This is a genomic window from Scrofimicrobium sp. R131, assembly GCF_040256745.1.
In the GTDB taxonomy this organism is placed as follows: domain Bacteria; phylum Actinomycetota; class Actinomycetes; order Actinomycetales; family Actinomycetaceae; genus Scrofimicrobium; species Scrofimicrobium appendicitidis.
Window position 1 is genome coordinate 1,034,120 of the sequence record NZ_CP138335.1, and the last position, 24,184, is coordinate 1,058,303.

21 protein-coding genes and 1 riboswitch are annotated in these 24,184 nt (G+C 64.8%); of the genes, 13 read left to right on the forward strand and 8 right to left on the reverse strand.

Going from position 1 to position 24,184, the window contains the following annotated elements; genetic code table 11:
* Positions 1-56 precede the first annotated feature (56 nt).
* Positions 57-1,667, forward strand: coding sequence for an ABC-F family ATP-binding cassette domain-containing protein (locus tag SAC06_RS04810; protein ID WP_350259070.1), 1,611 nt, complete (start codon positions 57-59; stop codon positions 1,665-1,667).
* Here the strand turns inward: SAC06_RS04810 and SAC06_RS04815 are convergent.
* On the reverse strand, positions 1,664-1,909 hold the full coding sequence (locus SAC06_RS04815; RefSeq protein WP_350259071.1) for a hypothetical protein: 246 nt from the start codon (positions 1,907-1,909) through the stop codon (positions 1,664-1,666). The genes SAC06_RS04810 and SAC06_RS04815 overlap by 4 nt on opposite strands.
* A 25-nt stretch (positions 1,910-1,934) precedes the next feature.
* Between SAC06_RS04815 and SAC06_RS04820 the strand changes: the two genes are divergently transcribed.
* Positions 1,935-2,414 (forward strand): SixA phosphatase family protein, encoded by a 480-nt coding sequence (locus SAC06_RS04820; protein ID WP_350259072.1) that lies wholly within the window; start codon positions 1,935-1,937, stop codon positions 2,412-2,414.
* Here SAC06_RS04820 and serB read toward each other — a convergent pair.
* Both serB and SAC06_RS04830 read right to left on the reverse strand, forming a co-directional pair.
* The gene (gene serB / locus SAC06_RS04825) at positions 2,411-3,202 is read right to left on the reverse strand and encodes a phosphoserine phosphatase SerB (RefSeq protein ID WP_350259073.1); all 792 of its coding nucleotides are present in this window, start codon (positions 3,200-3,202) and stop codon (positions 2,411-2,413) included. The genes SAC06_RS04820 and serB overlap by 4 nt on opposite strands.
* Positions 3,199-4,437 (reverse strand): glucose-1-phosphate adenylyltransferase, encoded by a 1,239-nt coding sequence (locus SAC06_RS04830; protein WP_350259074.1) that lies wholly within the window; start codon positions 4,435-4,437, stop codon positions 3,199-3,201. Before SAC06_RS04830 ends, serB begins: the two co-directional genes overlap by 4 nt.
* A 195-nt stretch (positions 4,438-4,632) precedes the next feature.
* Here SAC06_RS04830 and glgA point away from each other — a divergent pair, with 195 nt between their 5' ends.
* From glgA to SAC06_RS04860, 6 genes are read left to right on the forward strand one after another with little or no spacing between them, the layout of a single operon-like run.
* On the forward strand, positions 4,633-5,862 hold the full coding sequence (gene glgA / locus SAC06_RS04835) for a glycogen synthase (protein ID WP_350259075.1): 1,230 nt from the start codon (positions 4,633-4,635) through the stop codon (positions 5,860-5,862).
* A gap of 44 nt (positions 5,863-5,906) precedes the next feature.
* Complete coding sequence (locus tag SAC06_RS04840; RefSeq protein WP_350259076.1) at positions 5,907-6,716, forward strand: ABC transporter ATP-binding protein; 810 nt, start codon at positions 5,907-5,909, stop codon at positions 6,714-6,716.
* 48 nt (positions 6,717-6,764) lie between these two features.
* Positions 6,765-7,196, forward strand: a complete 432-nt coding sequence (locus SAC06_RS04845; RefSeq protein ID WP_350259077.1) for an NfeD family protein — start codon at positions 6,765-6,767, stop codon at positions 7,194-7,196.
* Positions 7,197-7,207: 11 nt separating this feature from the next.
* The gene (locus tag SAC06_RS04850) at positions 7,208-8,113 is read left to right on the forward strand and encodes an SPFH domain-containing protein (RefSeq protein WP_350259078.1); all 906 of its coding nucleotides are present in this window, start codon (positions 7,208-7,210) and stop codon (positions 8,111-8,113) included.
* Positions 8,110-9,444, forward strand: coding sequence for a glutamine synthetase family protein (locus tag SAC06_RS04855; protein ID WP_350259079.1), 1,335 nt, complete (start codon positions 8,110-8,112; stop codon positions 9,442-9,444). Before SAC06_RS04850 ends, SAC06_RS04855 begins: the two co-directional genes overlap by 4 nt.
* 52 nt (positions 9,445-9,496) lie before the next feature.
* Positions 9,497-12,427: a bifunctional [glutamine synthetase] adenylyltransferase/[glutamine synthetase]-adenylyl-L-tyrosine phosphorylase gene (locus tag SAC06_RS04860; RefSeq protein WP_350259080.1), complete on the forward strand. Its 2,931-nt coding sequence runs from the start codon at positions 9,497-9,499 to the stop codon at positions 12,425-12,427.
* A gap of 31 nt (positions 12,428-12,458) precedes the next feature.
* Here the strand turns inward: SAC06_RS04860 and SAC06_RS04865 are convergent, their stop codons facing one another.
* Genes SAC06_RS04865 through SAC06_RS04875 form a run of 3 tightly spaced genes read right to left on the reverse strand, consistent with a single transcriptional unit; the run spans position 12,459 to position 15,367 of the window.
* Complete coding sequence (locus SAC06_RS04865; protein WP_350259081.1) at positions 12,459-13,391, reverse strand: transporter substrate-binding domain-containing protein; 933 nt, start codon at positions 13,389-13,391, stop codon at positions 12,459-12,461.
* The gene (locus SAC06_RS04870; protein WP_350259082.1) at positions 13,392-14,105 is read right to left on the reverse strand and encodes a DUF4191 domain-containing protein; all 714 of its coding nucleotides are present in this window, start codon (positions 14,103-14,105) and stop codon (positions 13,392-13,394) included.
* Between the two features lie 26 nt (positions 14,106-14,131).
* The gene (locus SAC06_RS04875) at positions 14,132-15,367 is read right to left on the reverse strand and encodes an MFS transporter (RefSeq protein WP_350259083.1); all 1,236 of its coding nucleotides are present in this window, start codon (positions 15,365-15,367) and stop codon (positions 14,132-14,134) included.
* Between the two features lie 187 nt (positions 15,368-15,554).
* On the opposite strand from SAC06_RS04875, the gene SAC06_RS04880 reads away from it, so the two are divergent.
* A complete protein-coding gene (locus SAC06_RS04880) occupies positions 15,555-16,514 on the forward strand; it encodes a hypothetical protein (protein ID WP_350259084.1) in 960 nt (319 codons plus the stop codon).
* On the opposite strand, the gene SAC06_RS04885 is transcribed toward SAC06_RS04880, so the two are convergent.
* Complete coding sequence (locus SAC06_RS04885) at positions 16,498-17,730, reverse strand: alpha-amylase family protein (RefSeq protein ID WP_350259085.1); 1,233 nt, start codon at positions 17,728-17,730, stop codon at positions 16,498-16,500. The genes SAC06_RS04880 and SAC06_RS04885 overlap by 17 nt on opposite strands.
* 136 nt (positions 17,731-17,866) lie before the next feature.
* Between SAC06_RS04885 and SAC06_RS04890 the strand changes: the two genes are divergently transcribed.
* The 3 genes from SAC06_RS04890 to metX all read left to right on the forward strand — a co-directional run bounded on the left by SAC06_RS04890 (position 17,867) and on the right by metX (position 21,497).
* Positions 17,867-18,661, forward strand: a complete 795-nt coding sequence (locus SAC06_RS04890) for a DsbA family protein (RefSeq protein ID WP_350259086.1) — start codon at positions 17,867-17,869, stop codon at positions 18,659-18,661.
* A 384-nt stretch (positions 18,662-19,045) separates the two neighbouring features.
* Positions 19,046-20,359: a bifunctional o-acetylhomoserine/o-acetylserine sulfhydrylase gene (locus SAC06_RS04895; protein ID WP_350259087.1), complete on the forward strand. Its 1,314-nt coding sequence runs from the start codon at positions 19,046-19,048 to the stop codon at positions 20,357-20,359.
* A 4-nt stretch (positions 20,360-20,363) separates the two neighbouring features.
* A complete protein-coding gene (metX, locus tag SAC06_RS04900; protein WP_350259088.1) occupies positions 20,364-21,497 on the forward strand; it encodes a homoserine O-acetyltransferase MetX in 1,134 nt (377 codons plus the stop codon).
* Here the strand turns inward: metX and SAC06_RS04905 are convergent.
* On the reverse strand, positions 21,494-22,804 hold the full coding sequence (locus tag SAC06_RS04905) for an aspartate kinase (RefSeq protein ID WP_350259089.1): 1,311 nt from the start codon (positions 22,802-22,804) through the stop codon (positions 21,494-21,496). The genes metX and SAC06_RS04905 overlap by 4 nt on opposite strands.
* A gap of 135 nt (positions 22,805-22,939) precedes the next feature.
* Positions 22,940-23,114: riboswitch (Lysine riboswitch) on the forward strand.
* A gap of 56 nt (positions 23,115-23,170) precedes the next feature.
* Here SAC06_RS04905 and dapA point away from each other — a divergent pair.
* The gene (gene dapA / locus SAC06_RS04910) at positions 23,171-24,052 is read left to right on the forward strand and encodes a 4-hydroxy-tetrahydrodipicolinate synthase (RefSeq protein WP_350259090.1); all 882 of its coding nucleotides are present in this window, start codon (positions 23,171-23,173) and stop codon (positions 24,050-24,052) included.
* The last annotated feature ends 132 nt before the right edge of the window (positions 24,053-24,184 follow it).

Consider the following 24,184-nt stretch of genomic DNA (forward strand, 5'->3'; position numbering starts at 1 on the left):
GGTGCTGTGAGATTGGCTGCGAGCACGAGGCCCCCGTGCTGGGCTAGGATCGTCTGGTGATTAGCGTCCAAGACTTTTCGTTGCGTATCGGGGCCCGCGAGCTGCTGGGCCCCACCAGTTTTCACGTGGGCAAGGGAGCCAAGGTGGGGCTGGTTGGCAGGAACGGTGCGGGCAAGACCACCATGATGCGCCTCCTGGCCGGGGAAAACGATCGCGGAGTGGCCGAACACGGGGGTACCATCACCCGGTCGGACACGGTCGGGTACCTGCCGCAGGACACCACGGAGGGCGACCCGAATCAGAGTGCCCGCGCCCGGATCATCTCGGTGCGCGGAATCGACACGCTGCTGGAGCGGATCAAAAAGGCCGAGCAGGAAATGAGCCAACAGACCGGGGCGCGCCAGCAAAAGGCGATGGAGCGCTACGTTCGCCTGGACCATGAGTTTCACCAGTCCGGCGGCTGGGCTGCCAACTCTGAGGCCGCCCAGATTGCGGCGGCGCTCGGGGTGGATGAGCGCCTGCTGGAACAGCCCCTGGGAACCCTCTCGGGCGGGCAGCGTCGCCGGGTGGAACTGGCCCGGGTACTGTTCTCCGGGGCCGAGACCCTGCTGCTGGACGAGCCCACCAACCACCTGGACCACGACTCCATCATCTGGTTGCGCGACTGGCTGCGCACCTACTCGGGCGGGTTCCTGGTGATCAGTCACGACGTCAACCTGCTGCGCGACACCGTCAACCAGGTGTTCTACCTGGACGCACGCCGGGCGCGCCTGGATCACTACCACCTGGGGTGGGACGACTACCTGCGCCAGCGGGAAGAGGACGAGCGTCGTCGCCGGAAGGAACGGGCCAACGCGCTCCGGAAGGCGGAGACCCTTCAGGCTCAGGGTGAGAAGATGCGGGCCAAAGCCACGAAGGCGGTCGCGGCCCAGCAAATGCTGCGCCGGGCCGAGCAGCTGCGGGAAGCCGCGGGGGAGGAAATGGGCCAGGAGAAGGTGGCTCGAATCAAGTTCCCCGACCCGGCCCCCTGCGGGAAGGTGCCCCTGACCGGGCACGAGCTGTCGAAGAGCTACGGCTCCCTGGAGGTGTTCTCCGGCGTTGACCTGGCAATCGACCGCGGCTCCCGAGTGGTGATCCTGGGACTGAACGGAGCTGGGAAAACCACGTTGCTCCGAATCTTGGCCGGGGTGCAGGATCCTGACACCGGGCAGGTGGAGCCCGGCCATGGACTGAAGCTTGGCTACTACGCCCAGGAGCACGACACATTGGACCTGGTTGCCACGGTGGAAGAGAATATGCGCCGGGCCGCCCCGGGGCTGGACGACACCAAGCTGCGCTCGGTTCTGGGCCAGTTCCTGTTCGGGGCCGAAGATATCTCGAAGCCGGCCGGGGTGCTCTCCGGTGGGGAGAAAACCCGGCTGGCGCTGGCGATTCTCGTGGTCTCTTCCGCCAACGTGCTGCTGCTGGACGAACCCACCAACAACCTCGACCCGGCTTCGCGCGAGGAAATCTTGGCGGCGCTCCGCACCTACCAGGGGGCGGTCGTGCTGGTGACCCACGATCCGGGAGCGGTGGAGGCACTGGGACCGGACCGGGTTCTGCTCCTACCCGACGGGGATGAGGACCTGTGGGATCCTTCCTACCTGGACCTGGTGACCCTGACCTAGCTTTGGTCCGCCTCGGCGGCTTCTTCCCGAGCCAGGAACTCGTCCAGGGGCAGGTACTCAACCGGGAACCGGCGGTACCCAAGGTAGTTGGTTAGGAACTCCCGGTGCTCCGGGCAGGTGAGCCAAGTTTTGTGTCGCCCGAAGTGAAGTTTTGGATTCGACCAGATGATGGCTCCGGTCGCCAGTTCCTCGCAGCCGCGGGCTGAACAGATCAGGGCTTCGGGTCCTTTGGTAATGGCCATGACCCAAGTGTACTAACCTGTTCCCATGAACACCGCGATCCTGATTCGTCACGCACACGCTCAAGATCTGGCAGCGGGAGGGGACCGGTTCCGGCCCCTGTCCAACCGGGGCCGACGCCAAGCTGAGAATCTGGGCCGGGACCTGGCTCCGCGCTTGGCTCAGCCGGCGCTGGCCCTGGTCTCCCCGGCAGTGCGGGCCCAAGAGACTTTTGAGCTGCTGAGCGAGGCGGCCGGAGTGTCAATTCCCAGTCGCACGGTGGAAGCGATTTACGGGTACGAGGTGGACGGCATCCTGGAGGTGATCCGCCTGTGCGGGGAGGGCAGCCTAGTCCTGGTGGTCGGGCACGAACCGCTGATCAGCGACGCGGCCTGGCAACTGGCCGGGCCGGACGGCGGCGCACCGGTGTCGGTACCGACCGCCACCGCCCTCGTGTTTGAAAGCGAGTTGCCCTGGGATCAGTGGCAAATCGGGGCAGCGCGATTCCGGGAAACCTACCAGGGCTAGATTTCGCTGTGGCCCAGCAGGCCGATCACCGGGTCGAGGCGCCCGGCCTCCAGGTAGTTGGCCACGCTTTGCCGAACAATCGGCTTGGCACCAATGCCGATCCCCACGTCAGCCGCCCCGAGCATAAGGAGGTCGTTGGCGCCGTCCCCGAGGGCCACGACCGGCAGGCCGGTCTGCTCACGCAGGCGGGTGAGGAACTCCAGTTTGGTCCGGGCTGTGACAATCGGTCCTTCGACCGCACCGGTGAGGGCGCCGTCTCTCACCTCCAAGTCGATGGCCAGATGGTGATCAATCCGCAGTTCGCTGGAGAGTTGGGCCACCACCGGGGTAAACCCGCCCGACACCAACCCGACTTGCCCGCCGAGGGAGTGGACCCAGTCCACTAGTGTCTGGGCGCCGGGGCGAACGTGGAGGCGCGCCCTCACCTCGTCAAAGGCGGTGGCGGGTAGCCCGCGTAACTGCTGGGCCCGGGCCACCAGCGAGTCGGAGAAATCCATGTTCCCCGCCATCGCCCGTTCGGTCAGCTCGGCCACCTTGGCTCCCACCCCGGCCAGGGCTGCCAGCTCGTCGATGACTTCCTCGGCCAGCAGGGTAGAGTCCACGTCGGAGATCAGCAGAAACGGTCGATCCTGCAGCCACTGCGGGCCAATTTGGCTGTGGCCAATGGCCCCGGGTTGGGAGGGGCGGTCAATGGTGCCCCACCAGTGCTTCCCCTTGAGTTCAGGGGCCGAGGGGCCGACTGGAGTCGACCCCTCGTACACGGTGAGCTGGTGGCTGGAGCCCGTCACGGCTCAATCACGAAGTTTTTCGGAGCCACCGTGATCCCAGATTCGGTGACGGTCAGGCCGCGGGCCCGGTCACGTTCGTGATCGACGCCGACGGAAGCCCCCTCCTTCACGATCACGTTCTTGTCCAAGATGGCGCGTTTGACCACGGCCGAGCGGCCCACCTCCACCCCGTCCAGGAGGACCGAGTCGACCACCCGAGCCCAGGAGTGGATGTACACCTGGGAGGACACCACCGAGTGGAACACCTGGCCGCCGGAGACAATCACGCCGGCTGACACCAGCGAGTCGATTGCCTGTCCGAGGCGGCCATCCTCACCCGCGTAGACGAACTTGGCCGGGGGAAGGGCAGCGTTCATGTGGGTCAGGGTCGGCCACTCGAAGTTGTACAGATTGAAGATCGGGTGGACGCTGATCAGGTCCATGTTGGCCTCGTAGTAGGCGTCCAGGGTACCGACGTCACGCCAGTAGTCCCGATCCCGGTCGGTGGCCCCGGGAACGTGGTTCTCCAGGAAGTCATAAACCCCACATTCCCCGCGCTCCACGAAGTAGGGCATGATGTTGCCGCCCATGTCGTGCTTGGAGTCGGGATCGTCAGCATCCGCCTTCAAAGCGGCGATCAGGGCATCGGTGTCGAAGACGTAGTTGCCCATCGAGGCCAGCACCTTGGTCGGATCGTCAGGCAGGCCCTCGGCGTCCGCGGGCTTCTCCAGGAACTGGTGCACCACGCCGTCCTTGGCGTCGATCACCCCGAACTGGTTCGACAGCTCGATCGGCTGGCGGATGCCGGCCACTGTTGCGGGCAAGCCCGAGGCAATATGGTGGTCCACCATCTGGGAGAAGTCCATTCGGTAGATGTTGTCAGCACCGGTGATGACAACATAATCCGGGGACTCGTCATAGACGGTGTTGAGCGACTGGTAGACCGCGTCGGCCGAGCCGAGATACCAGTGCCGACCGCGACGCTGCTGAGCCGGCATGGTGGTGACGTAGTTACCAAGCATTGAGGAAAGTGACCAAGTCTTCGAAATATGCGTGTCCAAAGAGTGAGACTTGTACTGGGTGAGGACGACAATTCGGAGGTAGCCAGAATTGACCATGTTTGAGAGAGCGAAGTCGATAAGGCGGAAATGCCCACCAAAAGGAACGGCTGGTTTAGCGCGGTCAACCGTCAGTGGCATTAACCGCTTGCCTTCCCCGCCCGCGAGCACAATTGCGAGTACGTTGTTTTTAGCCATGAGTCCATTGTAGCGGGTCTAGGACGTGGGTGTGGCGTACCTCTCGTTACATTCGGCTATACTCAGGCATGGCGACGGAGCGGGCCGTCAGCACAACAGCGGCCCGAACCACCTGGCACGGGCGCCAGGGCTGGTCCGATCAGCCGCTGCGCCGCCAGCAGGTACTACTTGATTGATAACGGAAGGCGAGCCACTATGCGTGTAGATATCCTCACCCGCGAGTACCCCCCATTCATTTACGGCGGGGCAGGTGTCCACGTCAACGAGCTGGCCAAAGTGCTGCGTGGACGGGTGGACGTGCGGGTCCAAGCTTTCGACGGCCCCCGGACCCCCGGTGAAGACGGCGGCGACGAGGGGGTGGTGGGCCACGCGGACCTACCCGAGCTAACAGGCGGGAACGCGGCCATTAGTACACTCGGGGTGAACCTTGAAATGGTCAACGCCTGCGCTGGCACCGACCTGGTCCACGCCCACACCTGGTACACCACTTTTGCCGGTTACCTGGCCCAGCAACTCTACGGCGTTCCGCTGGTGATCTCGGCTCACTCACTGGAACCGCTGCGCCCGTGGAAGGCAGAACAGCTGGGCGGTGGCTACCAGGTCTCTTCGTTTGCCGAGCGGATCGGTTATGAGAATGCCGACGCCATCGTCGCGGTTTCGCACGGAATGCGCGACGACATTTTGCGCTGCTATCCCAGTGTGGATCCGGATCGGGTGTCGGTGATTCACAACGGCATCGACCTGGCCCGGTGGCGCCGACCAGAGGGGGCAGAGGCCCAGGCTCGGGCGGAGCAGGTAGTGAGGGATCACGGAATTGACCCCAACCGCCCAACCGTGGTGTTTGTGGGACGAATTACTAGGCAAAAAGGCCTACCATATTTCCTGCGGGCAGTGGAATTGTTGCCAAAAGATGCACAGGTGGTCCTTTGTGCCGGGGCCCCGGACACTCCGGAAATAAAGCAAGAGGTAGAGGACCTAATCGCTGAACTGCAGCAGAAGCGGACCGGGGTAATTCATATTGGGCAAATGCTGCCGCACAGTGAGCTGGTGGCCATCCTCGCGGCCGCCGACGTCTTTGTCACCCCCTCCGTGTACGAGCCGCTGGGGATCGTGAACCTGGAAGCCATGGCGCTCGGTCTCCCGGTCGTTGGAACTGCCACCGGGGGCATTCCCGACGTTATTGTCGACGGGGTGACCGGCTATTTGGTTCCCATCGACCAGGCGCAAGACGGCACCGGGCGCCCGCTGGACCCAACCCAGTTTGAAGGGGACCTGGCGGAACGACTGACCAGGGTGCTGGAGAATCCGGAGCGGGCCCGACAAATGGGCCAGGCTGGCCGCCTCCGGGTGGAGGAACACTTCTCGTGGGATCAGATCGGCCGCCAGACAGTGGAGCTCTACCGACGTTTGACCGAGGGTCGGTAGGCGTCTGGCCGGAGGGCGGGGCCGATCATGGCTATAGTTGAGCTATGAGTTCAACCGCAGCATTGGCCAACCCCCTCGTCCGCGTCGAAGCGGCCCGGGTGGATCGGGCCGGACAGAGCATCCTGCAGGACATTAATTGGCAGATTCTTCCCGGCGAACACTGGGTGATTGTCGGCCCCAACGGGGCGGGGAAGACCACTCTGGCGCGGCTGCTGACCGGGCGGGACTACCTCAGCGCCGGCACGATTGAGGTGCTGGGCGAAGACCTGGACCAGCACAGCGCCCAGGATTTGGCTTCCCGGGTGGGCTTTGCCAGCGTCGAAGTGGGACAGCGGCTCGGGGTACAAGACAGCGTGCTCGAGGTGGTCCTCAGTTCTGCCTGGGGGCAGTCCACCAGCTTTGGGGAAGAGTATGAGGCCCCCGATCGGGAGCGGGCCGCCGACCTGCTGGCCGCCCTCGGGGTTGGGGCCCTAGCTGACCGGAGCTTCGCCTCTCTTTCCGAAGGTGAGCGGCGCCGGGTTTTGCTGGCCCGGGCGCTGATGGCCGATCCGGAAATCCTGATTCTGGACGAGCCGACCGCCGGGCTGGACCTGGGGGGCCGCGAGATCCTCCTGACCGCGCTGACCGAAATCATGGGCGCCCCCACGGCCCCGACCACGATTATGATCACGCACGAGTTGGAAGAGATCGGCCCCAAATTCACCCATGCGCTGCTGCTGCGCGCCGGACAGGTGGTGGGCGCTGGACCGATCGAGGAAATGCTGACGGGACCGAACCTGTCAACTGCTTTCGACCTTTCCCTGCAGGTGAGCCAGGACCAGGGGCGCTGGCGGGCAATTGCTGCGGGGCAATAGACTGACACAAACGGGCCCGACCAGGCGCCCGAACCGAGGGAGGTCCGCGTGGTAGTTGGCTGGTTCATTGCCGCTCTGGTGCTGGGCATTATTGAGCTGCTGAGCGTTGACCTGTTCTTCCTCACGCTGGCGATCGCCGCCGTCGCCGGGGGAGTGGCCGGCGCCCTGGGAGCCGAAATCTGGCTGCAAATTGTCGTCTTTGTGGTGGTCTCCATTCTGCTGCTGATCTTTATTCGGCCCTGGGCCAAGCGCCATCTGGAACGTTCCACGCCCCAAATTCACACCAACGCCCAGGCCCTGATCGGCAAGTCGGCCGTGGTCACCCAGACGCTGGAGGGCAGCGCCGGCCGGGTCCAGTTGGACGGCTCCGAGTGGTCGGCTCGCGGCGAAGGTGAACGGGTGATCGCCGCCGGAACCCAGGTTTGGGTGGTGGCCATTGACGGCGCCACCGCCATCGTCACCCCAGATCAACCCCAATAACGGAGAAAACCATGAACTATTTCGCCATTCTGATTGCCCTGGTGGTGATCCTCATTGTTGTGGTCGTGGTCCGGGCCATTCGGGTGGTGCCGCAGTCCCGCGCCCTCGTGATTGAGCGACTGGGTAAGTTCCAGTCCGTCATGTACGCCGGCCTGCACGTGCTGATCCCGTTCATTGACCGGGTGGCGGCGCGGGTGGACCTGCGCGAACAGGTAACCAGCTTTCCCCCTCAACCGGTGATCACCGCGGACAACGTGGTGGTCTCCATCGACTCGGTGATCTACTACCAGGTGAACGACCCGATGTCGGCCACCTACGAGATTGCCGACTACATTCAGGCAATTGAGCAGCTGACCGTCACCACCCTGAGAAACGTGATCGGCTCGCTCGACCTGGAGCAGACCCTGACCAGTCGCGACCAAATCAACGGGCAGCTCCGCGGGGTGCTGGACGAGGCAACCGGCAAGTGGGGGATCAGGGTCAACCGGGTCGAGCTGAAGGCGATCGACCCGCCTCCCACCATCCAGCAGGCAATGGAGCAGCAGCTGCGAGCAGAGCGCGACAAGCGCGCCGCGATCCTCCAGTCCGAGGGCGTGCGCCAGTCTCAGATTCTGCGGGCGGAAGGTGAGAAGCAGTCCGCCATTTTGCAGGCCGAGGGCATGGCCCAGGCCGAAGTGACCCAGGCCGAGGGAAAAGCGAAGGCGATTGCCACCGTGTTTGAGGCCATTCACTCCGGTGGGCCCACCTCAGACCTGCTGGCCTACGAGTACCTGCAGATGCTGCCGCAGTTGGCTCAGGGCGAGTCCTCCAAACTGTGGGTGATTCCCACGGAGCTGACCGCCGCGCTTCAGTCCATCGCGGGAGGATTCTCCGCGCTGGCCCCCGGCGACGAGCCTCAGGACCAGGCCCGGCCATGAACCCCCAGCAGGAGCAGGTGCTGCGCGAAATCGCTGAGCGCGGGGTGCGCTTTGTTCGCCTCTGGTTCACCGACGTGGTCGGTCAGCTGAAAGCCCTCGCGATCGACCCGGCTCAGCTGGAAGACGCCTTCACTGAGGGGATCGGCTTCGACGGGTCCGCCATCGAAGGAATGACCCGCGTTTACGAGTCGGACATGCTGCTGATTCCCGACGCCTCCTCGTTCCAACTGCTTCCCTGGCAGCGCGACGACGACCCGGTTGGGCGCATGTTCTGCGACGTGTACACCCCGGAGGGCCAGCCCTCCCGGACCGATCCGCGCGGGGTGCTGGAGCGGACCCTGGAACGGGCCGCCGCCCAGGGCCTGCGGGTTCTGGTTCACCCCGAGGTCGAGTTCTACCTGCTTCAACCCCCGGTCACCCCGGACCGGATTGTCCCGGTGGACGGGGCCTCCTACTTCGACCACGTGGCCTGGGGCGACTCGAACGACTTTCGGCGTCGGGCGGTGCGCGCCCTGGAAGAGATGAACATTGCGGTTGAGTTCTCCCACCACGAAGGCGGACCCGGCCAAAACGAGATTGACCTGCGCGCAGTGGAGGCGCTGGCCGCCGCCGACAACATCATCACCACGCGAACGGTTATCTCTGAAGTCGCCCTGCAGGAGCAGATGGTGGCCACCTTTATGCCCAAACCCCTGATCGATCAGCCGGGCTCGGGTCTGCACCTGCATCTTTCCCTCTATGAGGGAGAGGAGAACGCACTGTTTTCACCCTCCGGTCAGTACCATCTTTCCACCACCGGTCGCCAGTTCATTGCGGGGCTGCTGCACCACGCCCGTGGCATCAGCGCGGTCGTCAATCAGCACGTCAACTCTTACAAGCGCCTGTGGGGCGGGGGAGAGGCCCCGTCCTATATCTGCTGGGGCCACAACAACCGTTCGGCCCTAGTTCGGGTCCCGCACCTGCACCCCCACCGGCCGAACTTGGCTCGGGTTGAGTACCGGGCCGCGGACGCCTCGATGAACCCCTACCTGGGTTTGGCCGTGCTAATTGCGGCCGGCCTGGACGGAATCGAACAGCGGATGGAGCTGGAAGACGAGACCCTCGACGACGTTTGGACCCTGACCGATCAGGAACGCCGGGCACTGGGGATCCGGTCGCTGCCGATCTCGTTGGCAGAGGCGCTGCAGGCAATGGAGAACTGCGAGCTGGTGGCGAAGACCCTGGGCGAAGACGTGTACGACTACGTCCTGCGCGGCGGGGAAAGCGAATGGCGCGACTACCGCCAGCAGATTACCCGGCGCGAGTACGAACGATTCTTGGGCGTCCGCTAGTCCGCAAGTCCGCCAGTCCACTGGTCGATCCGCCTCAGGAGGTGAACCCACCGTGCAGCTGCGTACCTCCACCCTGATTCAGGCCGGGTTCCTCGACCCCGCTGCCGCCTCGACCTACCTGGCCCAGCTACCCGAGCCCGGTCCGCTAGTGGAGCTCCTGGCTCGAGTGGGCGACCCCGACCTCGCCCTGCGCCAACTCGTCCGGATTGGCGAGGTGGACCCGGGGATCAGCCGCCTGGACCGACCCGAGCTGTGGCCGCGCTTGGCCGCGCTGCTGGGCGGTTCCCACGCTTTGGGCGACTACCTGGTCTCACATTGGCTCACCCTGCCCCCGGCCGAACTGCTGTCCCCCGACACGCCGGCGGCCCCGCGTGAATTGCTGCTGGAGGCGGTCGGCGCCGACCCGGAAGCGGCGGTGCCGGTGGCCACCCACCCGGATGCGGTCAGTCGGCTCCGCGACCGGTACCGCCAACTCCTGCTCGGTGTGGCCACGGCCGACCTGGCTTCCCCTGAGCCGGTGGCAGACGTGACCCAGGTGGCTCGCCAGCTGACCAACCTGGCCGACTCGGCCCTGGAAGCCGCCCTCGCCTCGGCTCGGGCCGAACTGGATCCCACCGGTGAGCTGCCACTCGCGGTCCTGGCGCTGGGGAAAGCCGGCGGGCAGGAACTGAACTACGTCTCAGATGTGGACCTGCTCTGCCTAACCGGGGATGAGCTGGACGCGGCCGGGTTGGCGCGGGCCGCAGATCTGGTCCGCCTGATGAGTTCGGCGCTGATGGCACCCGGGGCTCGGCCTCCCCTGTGGGCGGTTGATTTTGGCCTGCGGCCAGAGGGGGGAGACGGGGCCCTGGTGCGAACCCTTGCTTCAACCGTGGAGTACTACCAGCGGTGGGCTGAGCCGTGGGAGTTCCAGGCGCTGATGAAAGCGCGGGGAGCCGCCGGCGACTTGGAGTTGGCCGACCGGTTCAAAGCGGCCGTGGACCCGATGGTCTGGTCGGTGGCCTCGCGCCCAGACTTCGTGGAGGCGACCCGGGAACTGCGCCAACAGGCCGAAGAAACCGTCGGGGCCGGCACCCGCAGCCGGGAACTGAAACTGTCTGCCGGGGGGCTGCGCGACATTGAGTTCACGGTGCAGTTGCTCCAGCTCACCCACGGGCAGGCCGACCCCCTGATCCGCTCCGCCAACACGGTGGAGGCCATCGACCAACTGGGCAAAGGGGGCTATCTATCCCGGGCCCAGGTTGGCCCCCTCACCGACTCGTATCGGTTCCTCCGCCTGCTCGAACACCGGGTCCAACTGCAGCAGCTGCGCCGCACCCACACGTTGCCGACCGCGGAGTCGGCTCAGCGGGCGCTCGGCCGGACCATCGACCCGGAGCGGTTCCGTTCACCCGCCCAGTTGGAACGAGAACTGGCGGCCCTGCGTCACCGGGTGCGCGGCTTCCAGCAGGACGTCTACTACCGCCCCATTGTCGAGGCCACCGCTCAGCTGGGGGCCGGCCGCGCGCTCCTGGTGCCCGGCCAGGCGGCCGACCGGCTCCGGGCGATTGGCTACCGGGATCCGCAAGGGGCGCTGGCAGCCTTGCAGGCGCTCACCACCGGACTGTCTCGGCGGGCCCGGATCCAGCAAAACCTGTCCCCGGTCATCGTCGAATGGCTGTCGCAGGGGGCCGATCCCGACATGGGTTTGCTCAGCTTCCGAACGCTGTCGGAGCAGATCGGCTCCTCCCACTGGTATCTGTCGCTGCTGCGCGACTCGCGCCATGCCAGCCACCGGCTCTGTCGGGTGCTCTCGACTTCCCGGTGGGCGGAGGGGGCGCTGGCGGCGCACCCGCTGGCGATCAGCTGGCTGGATTCGAGCCGGGAACTTCAACCCAGTCCGCCTGACCAGTTGCGAGAGCAGGCGCAGGCAATTTTGTCCCGGCATGACGATTCGGAGCGGGCCCTGGGCCGGGTGGCCTCCTACCTGTCCGAAGAGGTGACCCGGGCCGGGTTGGCCGATCTGACCGGCGGATTTGCCCCCGTTCGTCCGGCCTTGACCTCCGTCGGGGAGATCGGGGTGGAGTGCGCATTGACCCTAGCCCTGCGCGAACGGGTGGCGCAGCAGGGCCGGGTGGAAGTCAACCTGGTGGCAATCGCCATGGGTCACCTCGGTGGGGGTGAGAACTCCTATGCCTCCGACCTGGACCTGGTGGTGGTGCACGAGCCGGTGGAGGCCAGCCCAGCCGAGGCCGCCCAGGCCGCCGGCGCCATCGTCGCCAGGATGCGCGAGCTGTTGGCCGGGGTCCGTCAGGAAGCACTGATGGGAACCGACTTTGACCTGCGCCCGGAAGGAAAAAACGGAGCCCTCAGTCCCTCCCTGGCCTACCTGACCGAGTATTACGACCGGTGGGCGTCGGCCTGGGAGCGTCAGGCGCTGCTGCGAGCCCGCCCGATTGGCCCCGAAACTGAGTTGAGCCGGGCCTACCTGGCGGTGGTGGATCGCCACCGGTGGGATCTGCCCCTCGACCCGGGGGAGGCCAAAGAGATTCGCCTGCTCAAAGCCCGGATGGAGAAGGAGCGGCTGCCGCGCGCGGTGGCCCCCGCGGAGCACGTGAAGCTCGGGCCCGGGGGGATGGCCGATGTGGAGTGGACCGTGCAACTCCTGCAGCTGCGCTCGGTGGCCAAACACCCGGAGCTGCGCGTCCAATCGACGGAGGCGGCCCTGAGTGCGCTCACCGAACTGGGTGTTTTGCCGGAGCCCGATGCGGCTCAGCTGCGGGCCTCCTGGGAGTTGGCCGCGCGAATTCGGGCCGCCAATGCCCTCTGCGGACCGGTCGGCCAGCCCGGGCGCGCCGATCAGCTGCCCCGCGCGGGCTTGGAGGCGCGTCGGGTCGCGGTTGGGCTGGGGTATGCCCCCGGTGAGGAGGAACAGTTGGTCCAAGATTGGCTGGCCACCTCGCGCCATGCGCGAAAGGTGATGGAAGCCCATTTCTGGGCGTAGGCGTCGCAGGCGCCCGGTCGGAGGGGACCGGTCAGTCGACCCGGGGGTTGATCACCGAAGAAGCCAACGCCGCATCTCCGACGCCGTACTTCTCGAAGGTCTCCCGAACAAACCCTTCATCCATCAGGTACTGGACGGCGGCCTGGACGGCCACGGTCAGCTGGGGGTTGTCCTTGGAAACCGCGATCCCCAGGGGCGCCTTGTTGGTGATCTTGCCGATGGGGACGAGGCGGCTGCCGGGCTCACTGGTAACGGAGTCAATCGCGATTGCATCCAGGAAGGCAGCGATGCCTGCGTCTTCGCGCAGCGCGGTGAGCACCTCCTTCAGGGAGGCCCGCGTCAGGATCTGAATGGGGGTTTCGTCGTTGGCGGCGCACAGCTCGGACAGCAGTTTCAGCTGCTGCTCCTGCACGGTGGCCGACTGGGCGACCACCTTTTGTCCACAGGGCGATTCAGGATCAAAATTGTGCGGGTTCCCGGTCTTGATTAGGTACCCGGTCCCCGTCTCCGCGTAGGTGACGAAGTTGGCGTTCTCTAGGCGCTGGCTGGTCACCGTCACCATCGAGGTAGCCAGGTCGTAGTCGGCCCCAAGGTTTTGCAGCAGGTGGGAGAACTGCACCGGCACCTGCACCGTCTGCTCCAGCCCCATCACCTGTCCGATGGCCTGCGACAAATCTACGTCGAAGCCGGTCAGATTACCGTGTTGGGGGTCCAGGTAGCTGCCGGGGCCATTGGAAAGGGAAATGCCGTTCCGCAGTCTGCCTTCCGAGGCGATCTCATCGGGCACCATGGCGGCAATGTCACTGCGGACTTCCCAGGTGGGGGCCGCCACCTCGTCGGACATGGGCTGATTGTCCTGACTGGGGGTGGAAATGTCCACCGGCGAGGTGCAGGCCGAAAGCACGCCCGCGAGCCCGAGGGCAAGTGCCACCCCGGCCCGTCGGCGTGCCCGCGAGCTGACCATTTACTTACCGCGCAGCGCTCGGCGGTTCATCCGCACGTTGTTCGGATCCACGCCGCGAGGAATGGGGGAGGACTTGGCTTCAATCGCGTCGAGACGCATCGCCACCGCCGGCACCTCGGCCTTGGTCAACTGCTTCTTCAGCGACCGGAGTTTGCGGGGCAGCTTCTTCAGCGGGATCTGACCTTCATCGTGGCCGCACTCAATGAACACGACGGGCGCGTTGGCGGTGATCCGGTTGATCTTCTTCCGCTCGTTCACCAGCAGCGGGCGCACGTGATTGGAGGGACCCTCAGAAATCAGGACCACCCCGGCACGACCAACGATGCGCCAAACCAGATCCTGCTCTCGCGTGACCTGAACCGGCTGGTCGTTAATCACCCAGCCCCGCTTGATCTGGGAGATGACCACGTAAACGGAACCGACGGTCCCGTCGACCTGGGAGTACATGGCGGGGCGCAGCAGAGTCGACAGAATTAGCATGTCGGCCAGCAGGGCCAGCATCACGCCGGTGATCAGCCACATCCACACCGGCTTCAGCACCATTCCTAGCGCCACCGAGCCGCCGAGCAGCAAAATCGGCAGGATGATCATCGCGTACGGAACCCACTTGTAGGTCCGAGCAACGATCCGGTACGAGTCCGCCAGGTTCTTGTACCAACGGTTCTTCTTGGGCGCGGAGGAGGTGTCGGCGCCAGACGATGAGTTCTTAGCCATGATGCCCTAATCCTAACGTGAAACGGTTAGTTCCGGGAAACCCGTTGCAGTTGTTTCGGAGTGGCCAAAAGCAGGGCCAACACAACGATCAGGGCTGATGCGCCGGCGCCAAACAGGAAGGCGGTCTCTGCCCCCGCCCGGGCTGCCAGGGCGCCACCGACGGAGGACCCGAACGCCACCCCCACCGTCACCGAGGAAGACATCGTGGTCATCGCCACGGTCATCCCGCTCGGCGGAGCCATCCGCTCGGTCAACGAGAACGCCGTCACCAGGGTGGGGCCAATGAAGAATCCGGTCAAACCCATGAACAGGGCGGTCAGGCCCAAATTGGGGGCCAGGGCAATCAGCACCATGCCCACGGCCATCCCCAGGGCGGAGATGAAGATGCGTTTCCAGAAAGCGAAGCGCTCGGGGATTACCACCACCATCAGGGCGGAGATCGCCGAGCCAATTCCCATCACGGCATACACCAGGCCCGCCTGCCCGGACATTCCCATTTGGTCGGCCCGCTCGGTGATCGCGGCCTGGGACGAGCCGAAGAACGCCCCCACGCAGACCAGAACGGCAATTGGCAAAATGACCGTCCAGATCACCCGGAAAATGGGCGGGGCAGGCTCGGTGGACACCTCTTTCGCCTCGGTGGGCAGAGCGGTCTTTCCGGGAGCGGTTAGGGCAAACGGCAGGCCCGCCGCCAGCATGACGATGAATGCGAGCGCGAGGGGTGCCGAGGGCATCGCGGTTGAGGCGGCCACGCCGACCAGGGCCGGGCCCAGCACGAAGACCAGTTCGTCAGCCATCGACTCGTAGCTGAATGCGGCCGACAGCTGGTAGGGAGTGGTCGTCTTTTGGACCCAGCGCGACCGGGTGAACGAGCCGACCGGGACCGCGGTCGCCCCGGTCAGAATGCAAAGCGCCCACAGGGACCAGTGCACTTCGGACCGGAAGGAAAGAATGAACAAGCCCAGCAATCCGAGGGCGTTGACCGGCACCACTGAGAGCAGCAGTTTTTTCTGCCCTACCCGTTCGGCCACCCGCCCCAGCAGGGGAGCGGCAATTGCGGTGGAAATGGAAGCAATTCCCGTGGCCAAACCCCCAATTGCCACCGACCCGGTGGCGGCAGTAAAGGCGGTCATCACCCCGAGGGGGATCATCGCAAATGGGGTTCGAGCCAGGAAAGCCACGATCAGAGCCGGCCAGCCGACCAGACCCGGCAAGAGTCGATAGTGCCCCAGGGCACGGAAGGGAGAAGCAGAAGCAGCCATAGCCTGCCTTAATTTTGAACAACTACCCCAAAGGGCACCGCTACCGGTGGCATTGAGGCCGCCCCAAGGGTTGCTCCCGGCAACCAGATTTAGGGCCTAGTTATTATATCGCTGCGAAAACGGGGGTTGTCCACAGCTGCCGGCCAATCAACTTGGTGAGACTAGTCTCCACGGGCACCCTGGGTTGATGGCCCAACCCGCACGCGTCCTCTCCCACGCCTCCCCGTTCGGACCGGTGTGGCGGGTGGGCGACACCCTGCGCGCAGTGGTGGAAGAGTCGGCCGGCCCCTGGGGCGAACTGGTGAACCAGGAACTGCCCGCCTGGGGACTGGCCGAGGTGAACTCCTGCGGATCCGGTCGGGTGGAACTGGTTTCGCAGGCCCGAACCGTCGTTCCCCTGGCGCAGGTATTGGCGTTGGTCCCCACTTCGCCGGTATTGCCGGTACTTCCGCCGGACGTCCACCCCGGGCAGGTGCCTGTCCTCACCGACGCGGGCGAGGTGCTGTTCGCGGCCGTGCCCTGGCTCCAACTGGTCGGGGGTTCGATCCCGGACGGCCCGGTTTCGACGGCAGACTTGGCGGCAGACTCGGCTCCAGCCAACCCGGCTTCACCTGAGGTGGAACCCCTCGTCCCCGACCCGAACCTGGCGATTACCGCCCCGACCCCGCGGGTGCGCCGTTCGCGCTGGCGGATCGGGCCGATGCTGGCCGTGGGGGTACTGTCGGTGCTCATCGTCGGATCGTGGGTCTGGTGGCGTTGGCAAGAGATCAAACCCGACTGCGGCCCCAGGCCCGAGGTGGCTGAACTGCTGGCTCACCGGGCTAACGCCCTAAACCACCTGGATCGAGCATCCCTGCCCCAGTTTGAAACCGGACCGCTCCTGGCCGCAGATCAGGCGTGGATGGACGAACTGTCCCGCGCGGATGAACGCCTTCACGGGGTCACTTTCGCGGTGACGAACTCCGGCTCCCCTCGCTGTCTCGCCGACCCGGACGCTGCGCCCGGCTGGCACCTGCCGGTGCAGGTGAGCCAGGGGTCCTACCGGAAGTGTGCCGGCTCCCGCTGCCAGGAGGTTGGCCCGGCCGACTTGAACCTGGCCGTCACTGTGCAGGACGGACGATTGCGGGAGGTCAGCCTGGAAAACTGAAGCAGATCTGGCCGCGCTGGTCCACCACTCGGGCCGACTTCGGCTCCGACAAACTGAGCGTGACCGTCAGTGACTCCGAATCCGGTCCCGACACCTGGTACTCGATCTGTTCGTTGGAGAGAGCCACCACTTCCGTTTGGGCCCGGACCAACCACGGGTGGTTACGGCGCAGCCCGATCAGCAGCTGATGCTGGCGGTAGACCTCGCGTCCGAGGGGTCCCAGATCGGCGGGAAACTCCGGCATCACCGGGCGGACGTCGTCATCGCCGCCCAATTCCTCCCGTTTCCATCCCTGATAGGCGTACTCGTCCCCGTAGTAGATCGAGGGGACCCCACCCACCGTCATCAGGACGGTCAAGGCCAGGATGGAACCGGACTCACCCACCACCGAGGCGATTCGGGACACGTCGTGGTTGCCGACGAAAGTATGGGGTAACTCCGCCCCCATGAACTGATTGTGCCGCTCCAGGGCCGCCGCTAGCTCGAAGTAGTTGCGATCCACCATCGATGACCAGATTGCCTTCCACAGCTCGTACTGCGTCAGCGAATCCACGGTGGAAACCTGGGCAAACTGGGCGTAGTCGCCGTGGATCACCTCGCCCAGGAACCAGGCCTCCGGGAAGTTGGCGCGCACCCTGGTCAGCACCTGCGCCCACACTTCGGGCGCGACCGCGTAGGCCGCATCCAGGCGCCAGCCGTCGATCCCGCGCTCCAACCAGTACTCCATCACCCGGACCAGGTAGTCCACTACCGCCGGATCGTCGTGACGCAAAGTCACCAGGGCCTCGTGCCCCTCAAAATAGGTGAACCCTGCCGACTCGTCCCAGCGCAGCAGCTGGGCACCCTCGCTCTGTGAGCCGCGCTGCAAGACATCCTGCACCCACGGGTGCTCGCGCCCCACGTGGTTGAAAACTCCGTCCAACCCCAGGCGGAAGCCGCGCTCGCGGCAGGCGGCCACCAGTTCCAGGAACTCCGCCTCGGTTCCAAGCCGAGGATCAATCTGGAAGTAGTCCACCGTGTCGTAGCCGTGGGTAGAGGATGCAAAGATCGGGCCGAGCAAAAGTCCGTTGACACCCAGGTCGCCAGCATAGTCCAACCAGTTGAGCAACTGGCGCAAGCGGGGAGCCCGATCCGGCTCGGTTCGAATGGGAGCGCCGGTAAAACCCAGCGGATAGACGTGCCACCAGATGACATTGTTCACCCACCGCGGTACCACGCTGGCCTCCTCTTGCCCGTCAAGTCGCCGAAACCGGCCCCAAAATGGTCCCCACTGCGACCCACTCCACCATAGCCCACCGGGGTGATTGGCCGAGGCCAAACGGAAGCGGGAACAAAGCCGATAGGGTAGAGGCATGACTGAAACCTCAGGGGAAAAGACGTTCATCGATCCGGCCAAGCTGCAGGGGCAGCTCAGGCTCTCCAGAATCCTGAACGTGGCGCTCCTGCTCTTGGTGGCAATCCTGGTTGTGGTGGTTGTGGTGCGCCCGGCGGCAGCTCCGGCTCCTGAGGCCGGAACCAACACCGAGCAGAGCCAGCCATCCACGCCGACCGCCACCCCGACAGTGCCGGAGCAGAACGTCCAACCCGAGGCCAAAGCCCCCGCCTCCCACCTGCGTGCGCAGGCTGATGACCCGCTCGCGGTCGGTTCCATCGATGCCCCGGTGGTGATCAGCGAGTGGACCGACTACCGATGCCCCTATTGCGCTCTCTTTGCCAACGAGACCCTGCCGACTCTGCTGAAGGATTACGTCGATTCCGGACAGGTTCGAATTGAGTTCAACGACGTGTTCTTCTTTGGGGATGAGTCCTTTGACGCGGCCGTGGCCGCCCGCGCCGCTGCGGCCCAGGGCTACTACCTGCCGTACATTGAGGCGCTCTACGCCGCGGCGCCGGAGAATGGTGGGCACCCGCCCATGCCCCGGGAAAAGCTGATCGGCTTCGCGCAGGAAGCCGGGGTCCCGGACTTGAAACAGTTCGAAGCTGACCTGGACTCGGAGGAAATCAAAGCGGCCGTGCAGGCCAGCCACAACCAGGCGGTGGCTCTGGGCGTGAACTCCGTGCCGTTCTTCGTCGTTGGGGACCAGGCCCTGGCCGGTGCCCAGCCCCTGGAAGTGTTCCAGCAGGTAATTGCTCAGCAACTGGGCTGAAACAGAAACCCGGACCATCGACTAGGTTTGGGTGCGACTGCAGGACCCGCGGAATAGTCTGCCTTTGAGTCTGGTAGTTCACAGTGTGGACAGATTTTGGCTGGGCCGGAAGTCCCTGATTATCATGGGCGCATGATCCAGTTTCGAATGTGCAGCCACAACTAGCGCACTAGCGCGCAGATGTGGTCAACCTTGCGCATTATCTTTCGCTGGACAACTTCGCGAAAAGCAATCCTTGAGGGCCCAAACTCTTTAGCAGAGGGCACCGCTGCATCTGTTTCGCTACTGCCTACGGACCGAATGTCAGTTTCCCGGTCGGCTAGCAAAACAACCGAAAAATTCCCGGGCTAGCGGCCACCCAAAAACCAGCTTCAAGGAGCAACAATGACCCAGGAATGGTCTTTCAACACCACCCAAATTCACGCGGGCCAGAACCCCGACTCGGAAACCGGGGCGCGCGCCCTGCCGATCTACCAAACCACCTCGTTCGTCTTTGCCGACGCCGACCAGGCCGCCAATCGATTTGCCCTGGCCGAACTCGGCCCGATCTACACCCGGATTGCCAACCCCACCACCGAAGTGGTGGAGAACCGAATCGCCGCACTCGAAGGCGGGGTCGGCGCGCTGCTGGTCGCCTCGGGGCAGGCCGCCGAGTTCCTGGCCATTTTGAACCTGGCTCACGCCGGTGACCACATTGTCGCCTCGCCCTCTCTTTACGGCGGTACGGTCAACCTGTTCTCTCAGACGCTCCCCAAGTTTGGGATCACCGTCGACTTCGTTGAGAACCCGGGTGACCCCGCCTCGTGGCTGGCGGCCGTCAAGCCCAACACGAAGGCCTTTTACGCGGAGACAATCCCCAACCCGAAGGGCGATATTCTCGACATTGAAGTGATCTCGGGAGCGGCCCATTCGGTGGGGGTTCCCCTGATCGTGGACAACACGGTGGGCACCCCCTACCTGGTGCGTCCGTTCGAGTGGGGCGCCGACATCATCGTCGAGTCGACCACCAAGTACCTGGCCGGGCACGGCACCTCCATCGGCGGCGTGATCGTCGACTCGGGACGGTTTGACTTTGGAGCCGACCCGGAAAAGTACCCCGGCTTCAACGAACCCGACCCCTCCTACAACGGCCTGGTCTACGCGCGAGACCTGGGGGCAGAGGGAGCGTTCGGCGTGAACCTGAGCTACATCCTGAAGGCACGCGTGCAGTTGCTGCGCGACATCGGCGCAGCCATCTCTCCGTTCAACGCCTTCCAGCTGTCCCAGGGGATTGAGACCCTGTCGCTGCGGATGGATCGGCACGTGGACAACGCCCTCGCGGTGGCCCAGTACCTGGAGGCGCACCCGGCCGTGACCAAGGTGAACTACTCCTCGCTGCCGTCCAGCCCCTACTATCACCTGGCGCAGAAGTACACGCCGCGCGGTGCCGGTGCGGTCCTTTCCTTTGAAGTTGAGGGCGGGGCTGAGGCGGGGAAGAAGTTCGTCTCCGCGCTCAAGCTGCACTCGAACGTGGCCAACATTGGCGACGTCCGGTCGCTGGTGATCCACCCCGCCTCCACCACTCACTCCCAGTTGAGCGAGGCGGAGCAGGCCGCTGCCGGAGTGGCGCCCGGCCTGATCCGCCTGTCGGTCGGGCTGGAGGAGATCTCCGACATCCTGGCGGATCTGAACCTCGGCTTCGCCGCGCTGGAAGGATAGGCCCGTGGACCAGGACCGCCTCCCCCCGGCCTCAGGTGCTTGGCAGGAGACCGACCCGGTTGGCCAGCGACAGTTTGCCCACGTGGGTCCCCTGTCCTTGGAAGCCGGAGGACACCTGCCCGAGGTGACCCTCGCGTTTGAATCGTGGGGTCACCTGAATGAGGACGGGTCGAACGCGGTCCTGGTCCTGCACGCCCTTACGGGCGACAGCCACATCAGCGGTGAAGTTGAGCCGGGCCATCCCACCGAGGGGTGGTGGACCGACCTGATCGGTCCGGGCGCGCCGCTGGATACCGACCACTACTTTGTGGTCGCCCCCAACGTTCTGGGCGGCTGCCAGGGGAGTACCGGCCCGGCCTCCCTCGCCCCGGACGGGACTCACTGGGGCCCGCGGTTCCCCTTTCTGACCATCCGAGATACGGTCCAGGCGGAGGTGCGACTGGCAGACCAGTTGGGCATTTCGCAGTGGCAAATGGTCATTGGCGGGTCAATGGGGGGCATGCGGGCCCTGGAGTGGGCGACCATGTTTCCCGACCGTGTCGCAAAATTGGTGCCGATCGCGACGGTGGCCCGGACCAGTGCCGACCAAATTGCGTGGGCGCACACCCAGTTGGCGGCGATCGTTTCCGACCCGGGCTTTCAAGGTGGTGACTACTACGGGGGCCCTCCGGGCTCGGGTCCGCACACGGGCCTGTCGATTGCCCGCCAAATCGCCCAAACCACCTACCGGAGTGCCGAAGAATTGGAGGCCCGGTTCGGGCAGATGGCCCAGGGGGAGGAAAACCCGTGGGAGGGGGGCCGCTACGCGGTCCAGTCCTACCTCGACCACCAGGGCGACAAGTTCGTCTACCGTTTTGACGCCAACTCCTACAAGGTGCTGACCGAGATGTTCATGGCGCACGATCTGGGCCGCGGGCGCGGCGGGGTGGAGCAGGCCCTCGGAACCATCAGCGCCCAGGCGCTGGTGGTGGCCGTGGACTCAGACCGGCTCTGTTTGCCGGAAGAGAACCGGCGGATCGCAGAGTTTCTGCCTCACTGCGTCGGCGTCGAAATGGTCAACTCGCACCGGGGCCACGACGGTTTCCTGATCGAGTTCGACCAGTTCGGCCCCCTGATCAAACAGTTCCTGAACTCCTAGGTGCCGGCGTAGACCGCAGCCACTGCCGAAGCAAAGTCCTCGTTGTCGATGCCGACGATGATGGACAGCTCCGAAGCTCCCTGCGTGATCATCCGAATGTTGACTCCGGCCTGGGCCAGGGCGGTGAACACCTTGGCGGCGACTCCTTTGGTTCGAATCATGCCGTGACCGACGATCGCCAGGAGGGCGATCTCGTCCTGGACAGTGATGGTGTCGGGATGCAGGTAGATCCGAATCTCCTCCAGCACCTTATTCAGCTTGAATCGAACTTCCTCCGCGGGCACGATCACCGAGACCGAGTCAATGCCGGAGGGCATGTGCGAGATGGAAACCCCGTTGGTTTCGAAGACGGAGACCAGCTTGCGGAAGAAGCCCCGCTCGTCGTCCATTAGGGTCTTTTCAATTGAGATAACCGTGAAGTCAGGTCGGCCGGCAATTCCGGTCACCCCGTGGAACCCGTCGGCAGCGCGGTCGTCCACAATCAGGGTGCCGGCGGCATCCGGCTCGTTCGTGTTGCGGATGTGGATTGGGATGCCCTTGGCCCGAATCGGGAAGATGGCCTCCTCGTGCAGAACGGGCGCGCCCATATACGCCAGTTCCCGCAGTTCCTTGTACGTGACCCGGCCGATCGGCGACGGATTAGAAACGAGGCGGGGGTCGGCTTTCAAGAATCCGGACACGTCGGTCCAGTTCTCGTACAGGTCGGCGTCGACTCCGGCCGCCACCACGGCGCCGGTCACATCCGAGCCGCCCCGGGAGAAGGTGAAAATCTGCCCGTCGGGGCCGGAACCGTAGAACCCGGGAATGACAGCGCGCTCGTGCGTCTGGGCCATCTGAGCCAGGGCGGTGGCGGTCCGCTCGGCGTTCAAGGTGGCGTCGTCGTCAAAGTGAATCACCTCGGCGGCGTCCACAAACGGGACCCCCAGGTAGTCGGCCAGCAGCAGGCCGGACAGGTACTCTCCACGGGAGGCGACGAAGTCCGCCGTGGCGCCAGCGCTGATCTGCTGGAAGATGCGCTGCAACTCGGAGCTGATGTCCACCTCCAGGTCGAGGCGGTCGTGGATTTCCTCAATCCGCTCGGCAATGGTGGCGAACACTTCGGTGCAGTCGATGTTGTGTTCGGCCAGCTGGTGGCACATGTACAGCAGGTCGGTCACTTTGTGATCGGTGCTGTCACGCTTACCGGGGGCGGAAGGCACCACGTATCGGCGCTGCGGGTTTGCCTCCACAATCTGCTTCACCTTGGCGAATTGCTCACTGCTCGCGAGGGAACTCCCACCAAACTTAGCTACCAGAAGGTCAGCCATGCCTCTCCTCAACTCCTTTTTGGTTTCCGACTCACGAGTCTAAGGTGTCGTCGGGGCCCGGGGGTAGGGTTGTCCAACTTTGCCTGTCCACGGCGTGGGCAGGGGCGGATGCCCGGGGCAAAGATGTTAGCCTGGTTCCTAGTCAGAGGTGCGACTGCGAAGAGTACTTCGGTTGAGGACTTGGATCCGATGAGGCCGGGGGAAAGGCAAAGTCGCCGAAGACTAGTTGGGACCAAGCTCAACCAGTCTGGCTGCCGGTCGAACAGGTCGGCAACTGTCACCGCAGGTTCGGTGGAGAACTGGCTGTTTTGAAGCGCGCGAAACAGCTTGGCTGGCAGCGCGCTTTGATGATTTAAGGGGAAAGTGATGGACAGGCTGTTTACCGGCAGCGGGGTGGCCCTGGTGACCCCCTTTCTGGATGGCGAAGTGGACTGGGCGGCGCTGGAGCAGTTGGTTGACCTGCAACTAGCGGGTGGGACCGATGCCCTGGTGCCGTGTGGGACGACCGGGGAGCCGTCGACGTTGAGCTCTGATGAGCACGACGCGGTCGTAAAGTTCGTCGTCGAGCGGGTGGCAGGCCGGGTCCCGGTGATCGCTGGAGCCGGCTCCAACTCCACCGCTGCGGCGGCAACCAAGGCCAATAAAATGCAGGACCTGGGAGCCGACGGGGTCCTGATCGTCACCCCCTACTACAACAAGTGCACCCAGAATGGGCTCCGCCAACATTTCGAGGCGGTGGCCGACGCGGTTCAGGTGCCGGTGATCATGTACAACGTGCCCTCACGCACCGGGGTGAACCTGGCGCCGCACACGGCCGAGCAGCTGTCCGAGCACCCGAACATCTGGGGGCTGAAGGAGGCTTGCGGTGATCTCGGACAGGTGCAGGAGCTGTTCCGTCGCTGCCGAGGCAAGCTGCCGATCTACTCCGGCAATGACGACCAGGTCTACGCGCTGTTGGCCCTCGGGGGCGATGGGGTCATCTCAGTCGCCGCTAATGTGGCTCCGAAGCGGATGCACGAACTGGTCCAGTCCTATCGCGACGGCCAACATGAGCAGGCACTCCAACTGCAAGAAGAGTTGGCCGGTCTGATTGATCAGCTCTTCACCGAGGTCAACCCGATTCCGGTCAAAGCTGCCCTGTCGATGATGGGTCTGATCCGCGACGAGCTCCGCCTGCCACTGACCGAACTGTCGGCCAAGCATCGGCCCTCCCTCAAGTGGGAGCTGGAAAACCTGGGGCTAGCCTGAGCCTTGCTCGCGGTCCGTTCCGGTTGGTGAACTAGCCGGAACAGCCGCCCGTTCCGCCTCGAATCCGGCCGGTCCCTCCACGCTCAAAGCGAACATAGGGGCAAAATGCCCACCTGCTGGCGTTAGTTGGCG

Excerpts from the sequence above, each read along its gene's own strand:
- SAC06_RS04815 (WP_350259071.1), bottom strand. The coding sequence starts at position 1,909 with ATGGCCATTACCAAAGGACCCGAAGCCCTGATCTGTTCAGCCCGCGGC.
- SAC06_RS04895 (WP_350259087.1), top strand. The coding sequence starts at position 19,046 with ATGACCCAGGAATGGTCTTTCAACACCACCCAAATTCACGCGGGCCAG.
- dapA (WP_350259090.1), top strand. The coding sequence starts at position 23,171 with ATGGACAGGCTGTTTACCGGCAGCGGGGTGGCCCTGGTGACCCCCTTT.
- SAC06_RS04830 (WP_350259074.1), bottom strand. The coding sequence starts at position 4,437 with ATGGCTAAAAACAACGTACTCGCAATTGTGCTCGCGGGCGGGGAAGGC.
- SAC06_RS04840 (WP_350259076.1), top strand. The coding sequence starts at position 5,907 with ATGAGTTCAACCGCAGCATTGGCCAACCCCCTCGTCCGCGTCGAAGCG.
- SAC06_RS04890 (WP_350259086.1), top strand. The coding sequence starts at position 17,867 with ATGACTGAAACCTCAGGGGAAAAGACGTTCATCGATCCGGCCAAGCTG.
- SAC06_RS04865 (WP_350259081.1), bottom strand. The coding sequence starts at position 13,391 with ATGGTCAGCTCGCGGGCACGCCGACGGGCCGGGGTGGCACTTGCCCTC.
- SAC06_RS04855 (WP_350259079.1), top strand. The coding sequence starts at position 8,110 with ATGAACCCCCAGCAGGAGCAGGTGCTGCGCGAAATCGCTGAGCGCGGG.
- SAC06_RS04880 (WP_350259084.1), top strand. The coding sequence starts at position 15,555 with ATGGCCCAACCCGCACGCGTCCTCTCCCACGCCTCCCCGTTCGGACCG.
- SAC06_RS04850 (WP_350259078.1), top strand. The coding sequence starts at position 7,208 with ATGAACTATTTCGCCATTCTGATTGCCCTGGTGGTGATCCTCATTGTT.
- SAC06_RS04875 (WP_350259083.1), bottom strand. The coding sequence starts at position 15,367 with ATGGCTGCTTCTGCTTCTCCCTTCCGTGCCCTGGGGCACTATCGACTC.
- SAC06_RS04820 (WP_350259072.1), top strand. The coding sequence starts at position 1,935 with ATGAACACCGCGATCCTGATTCGTCACGCACACGCTCAAGATCTGGCA.
- SAC06_RS04870 (WP_350259082.1), bottom strand. The coding sequence starts at position 14,105 with ATGGCTAAGAACTCATCGTCTGGCGCCGACACCTCCTCCGCGCCCAAG.
- SAC06_RS04905 (WP_350259089.1), bottom strand. The coding sequence starts at position 22,804 with ATGGCTGACCTTCTGGTAGCTAAGTTTGGTGGGAGTTCCCTCGCGAGC.
- glgA (WP_350259075.1), top strand. The coding sequence starts at position 4,633 with ATGCGTGTAGATATCCTCACCCGCGAGTACCCCCCATTCATTTACGGC.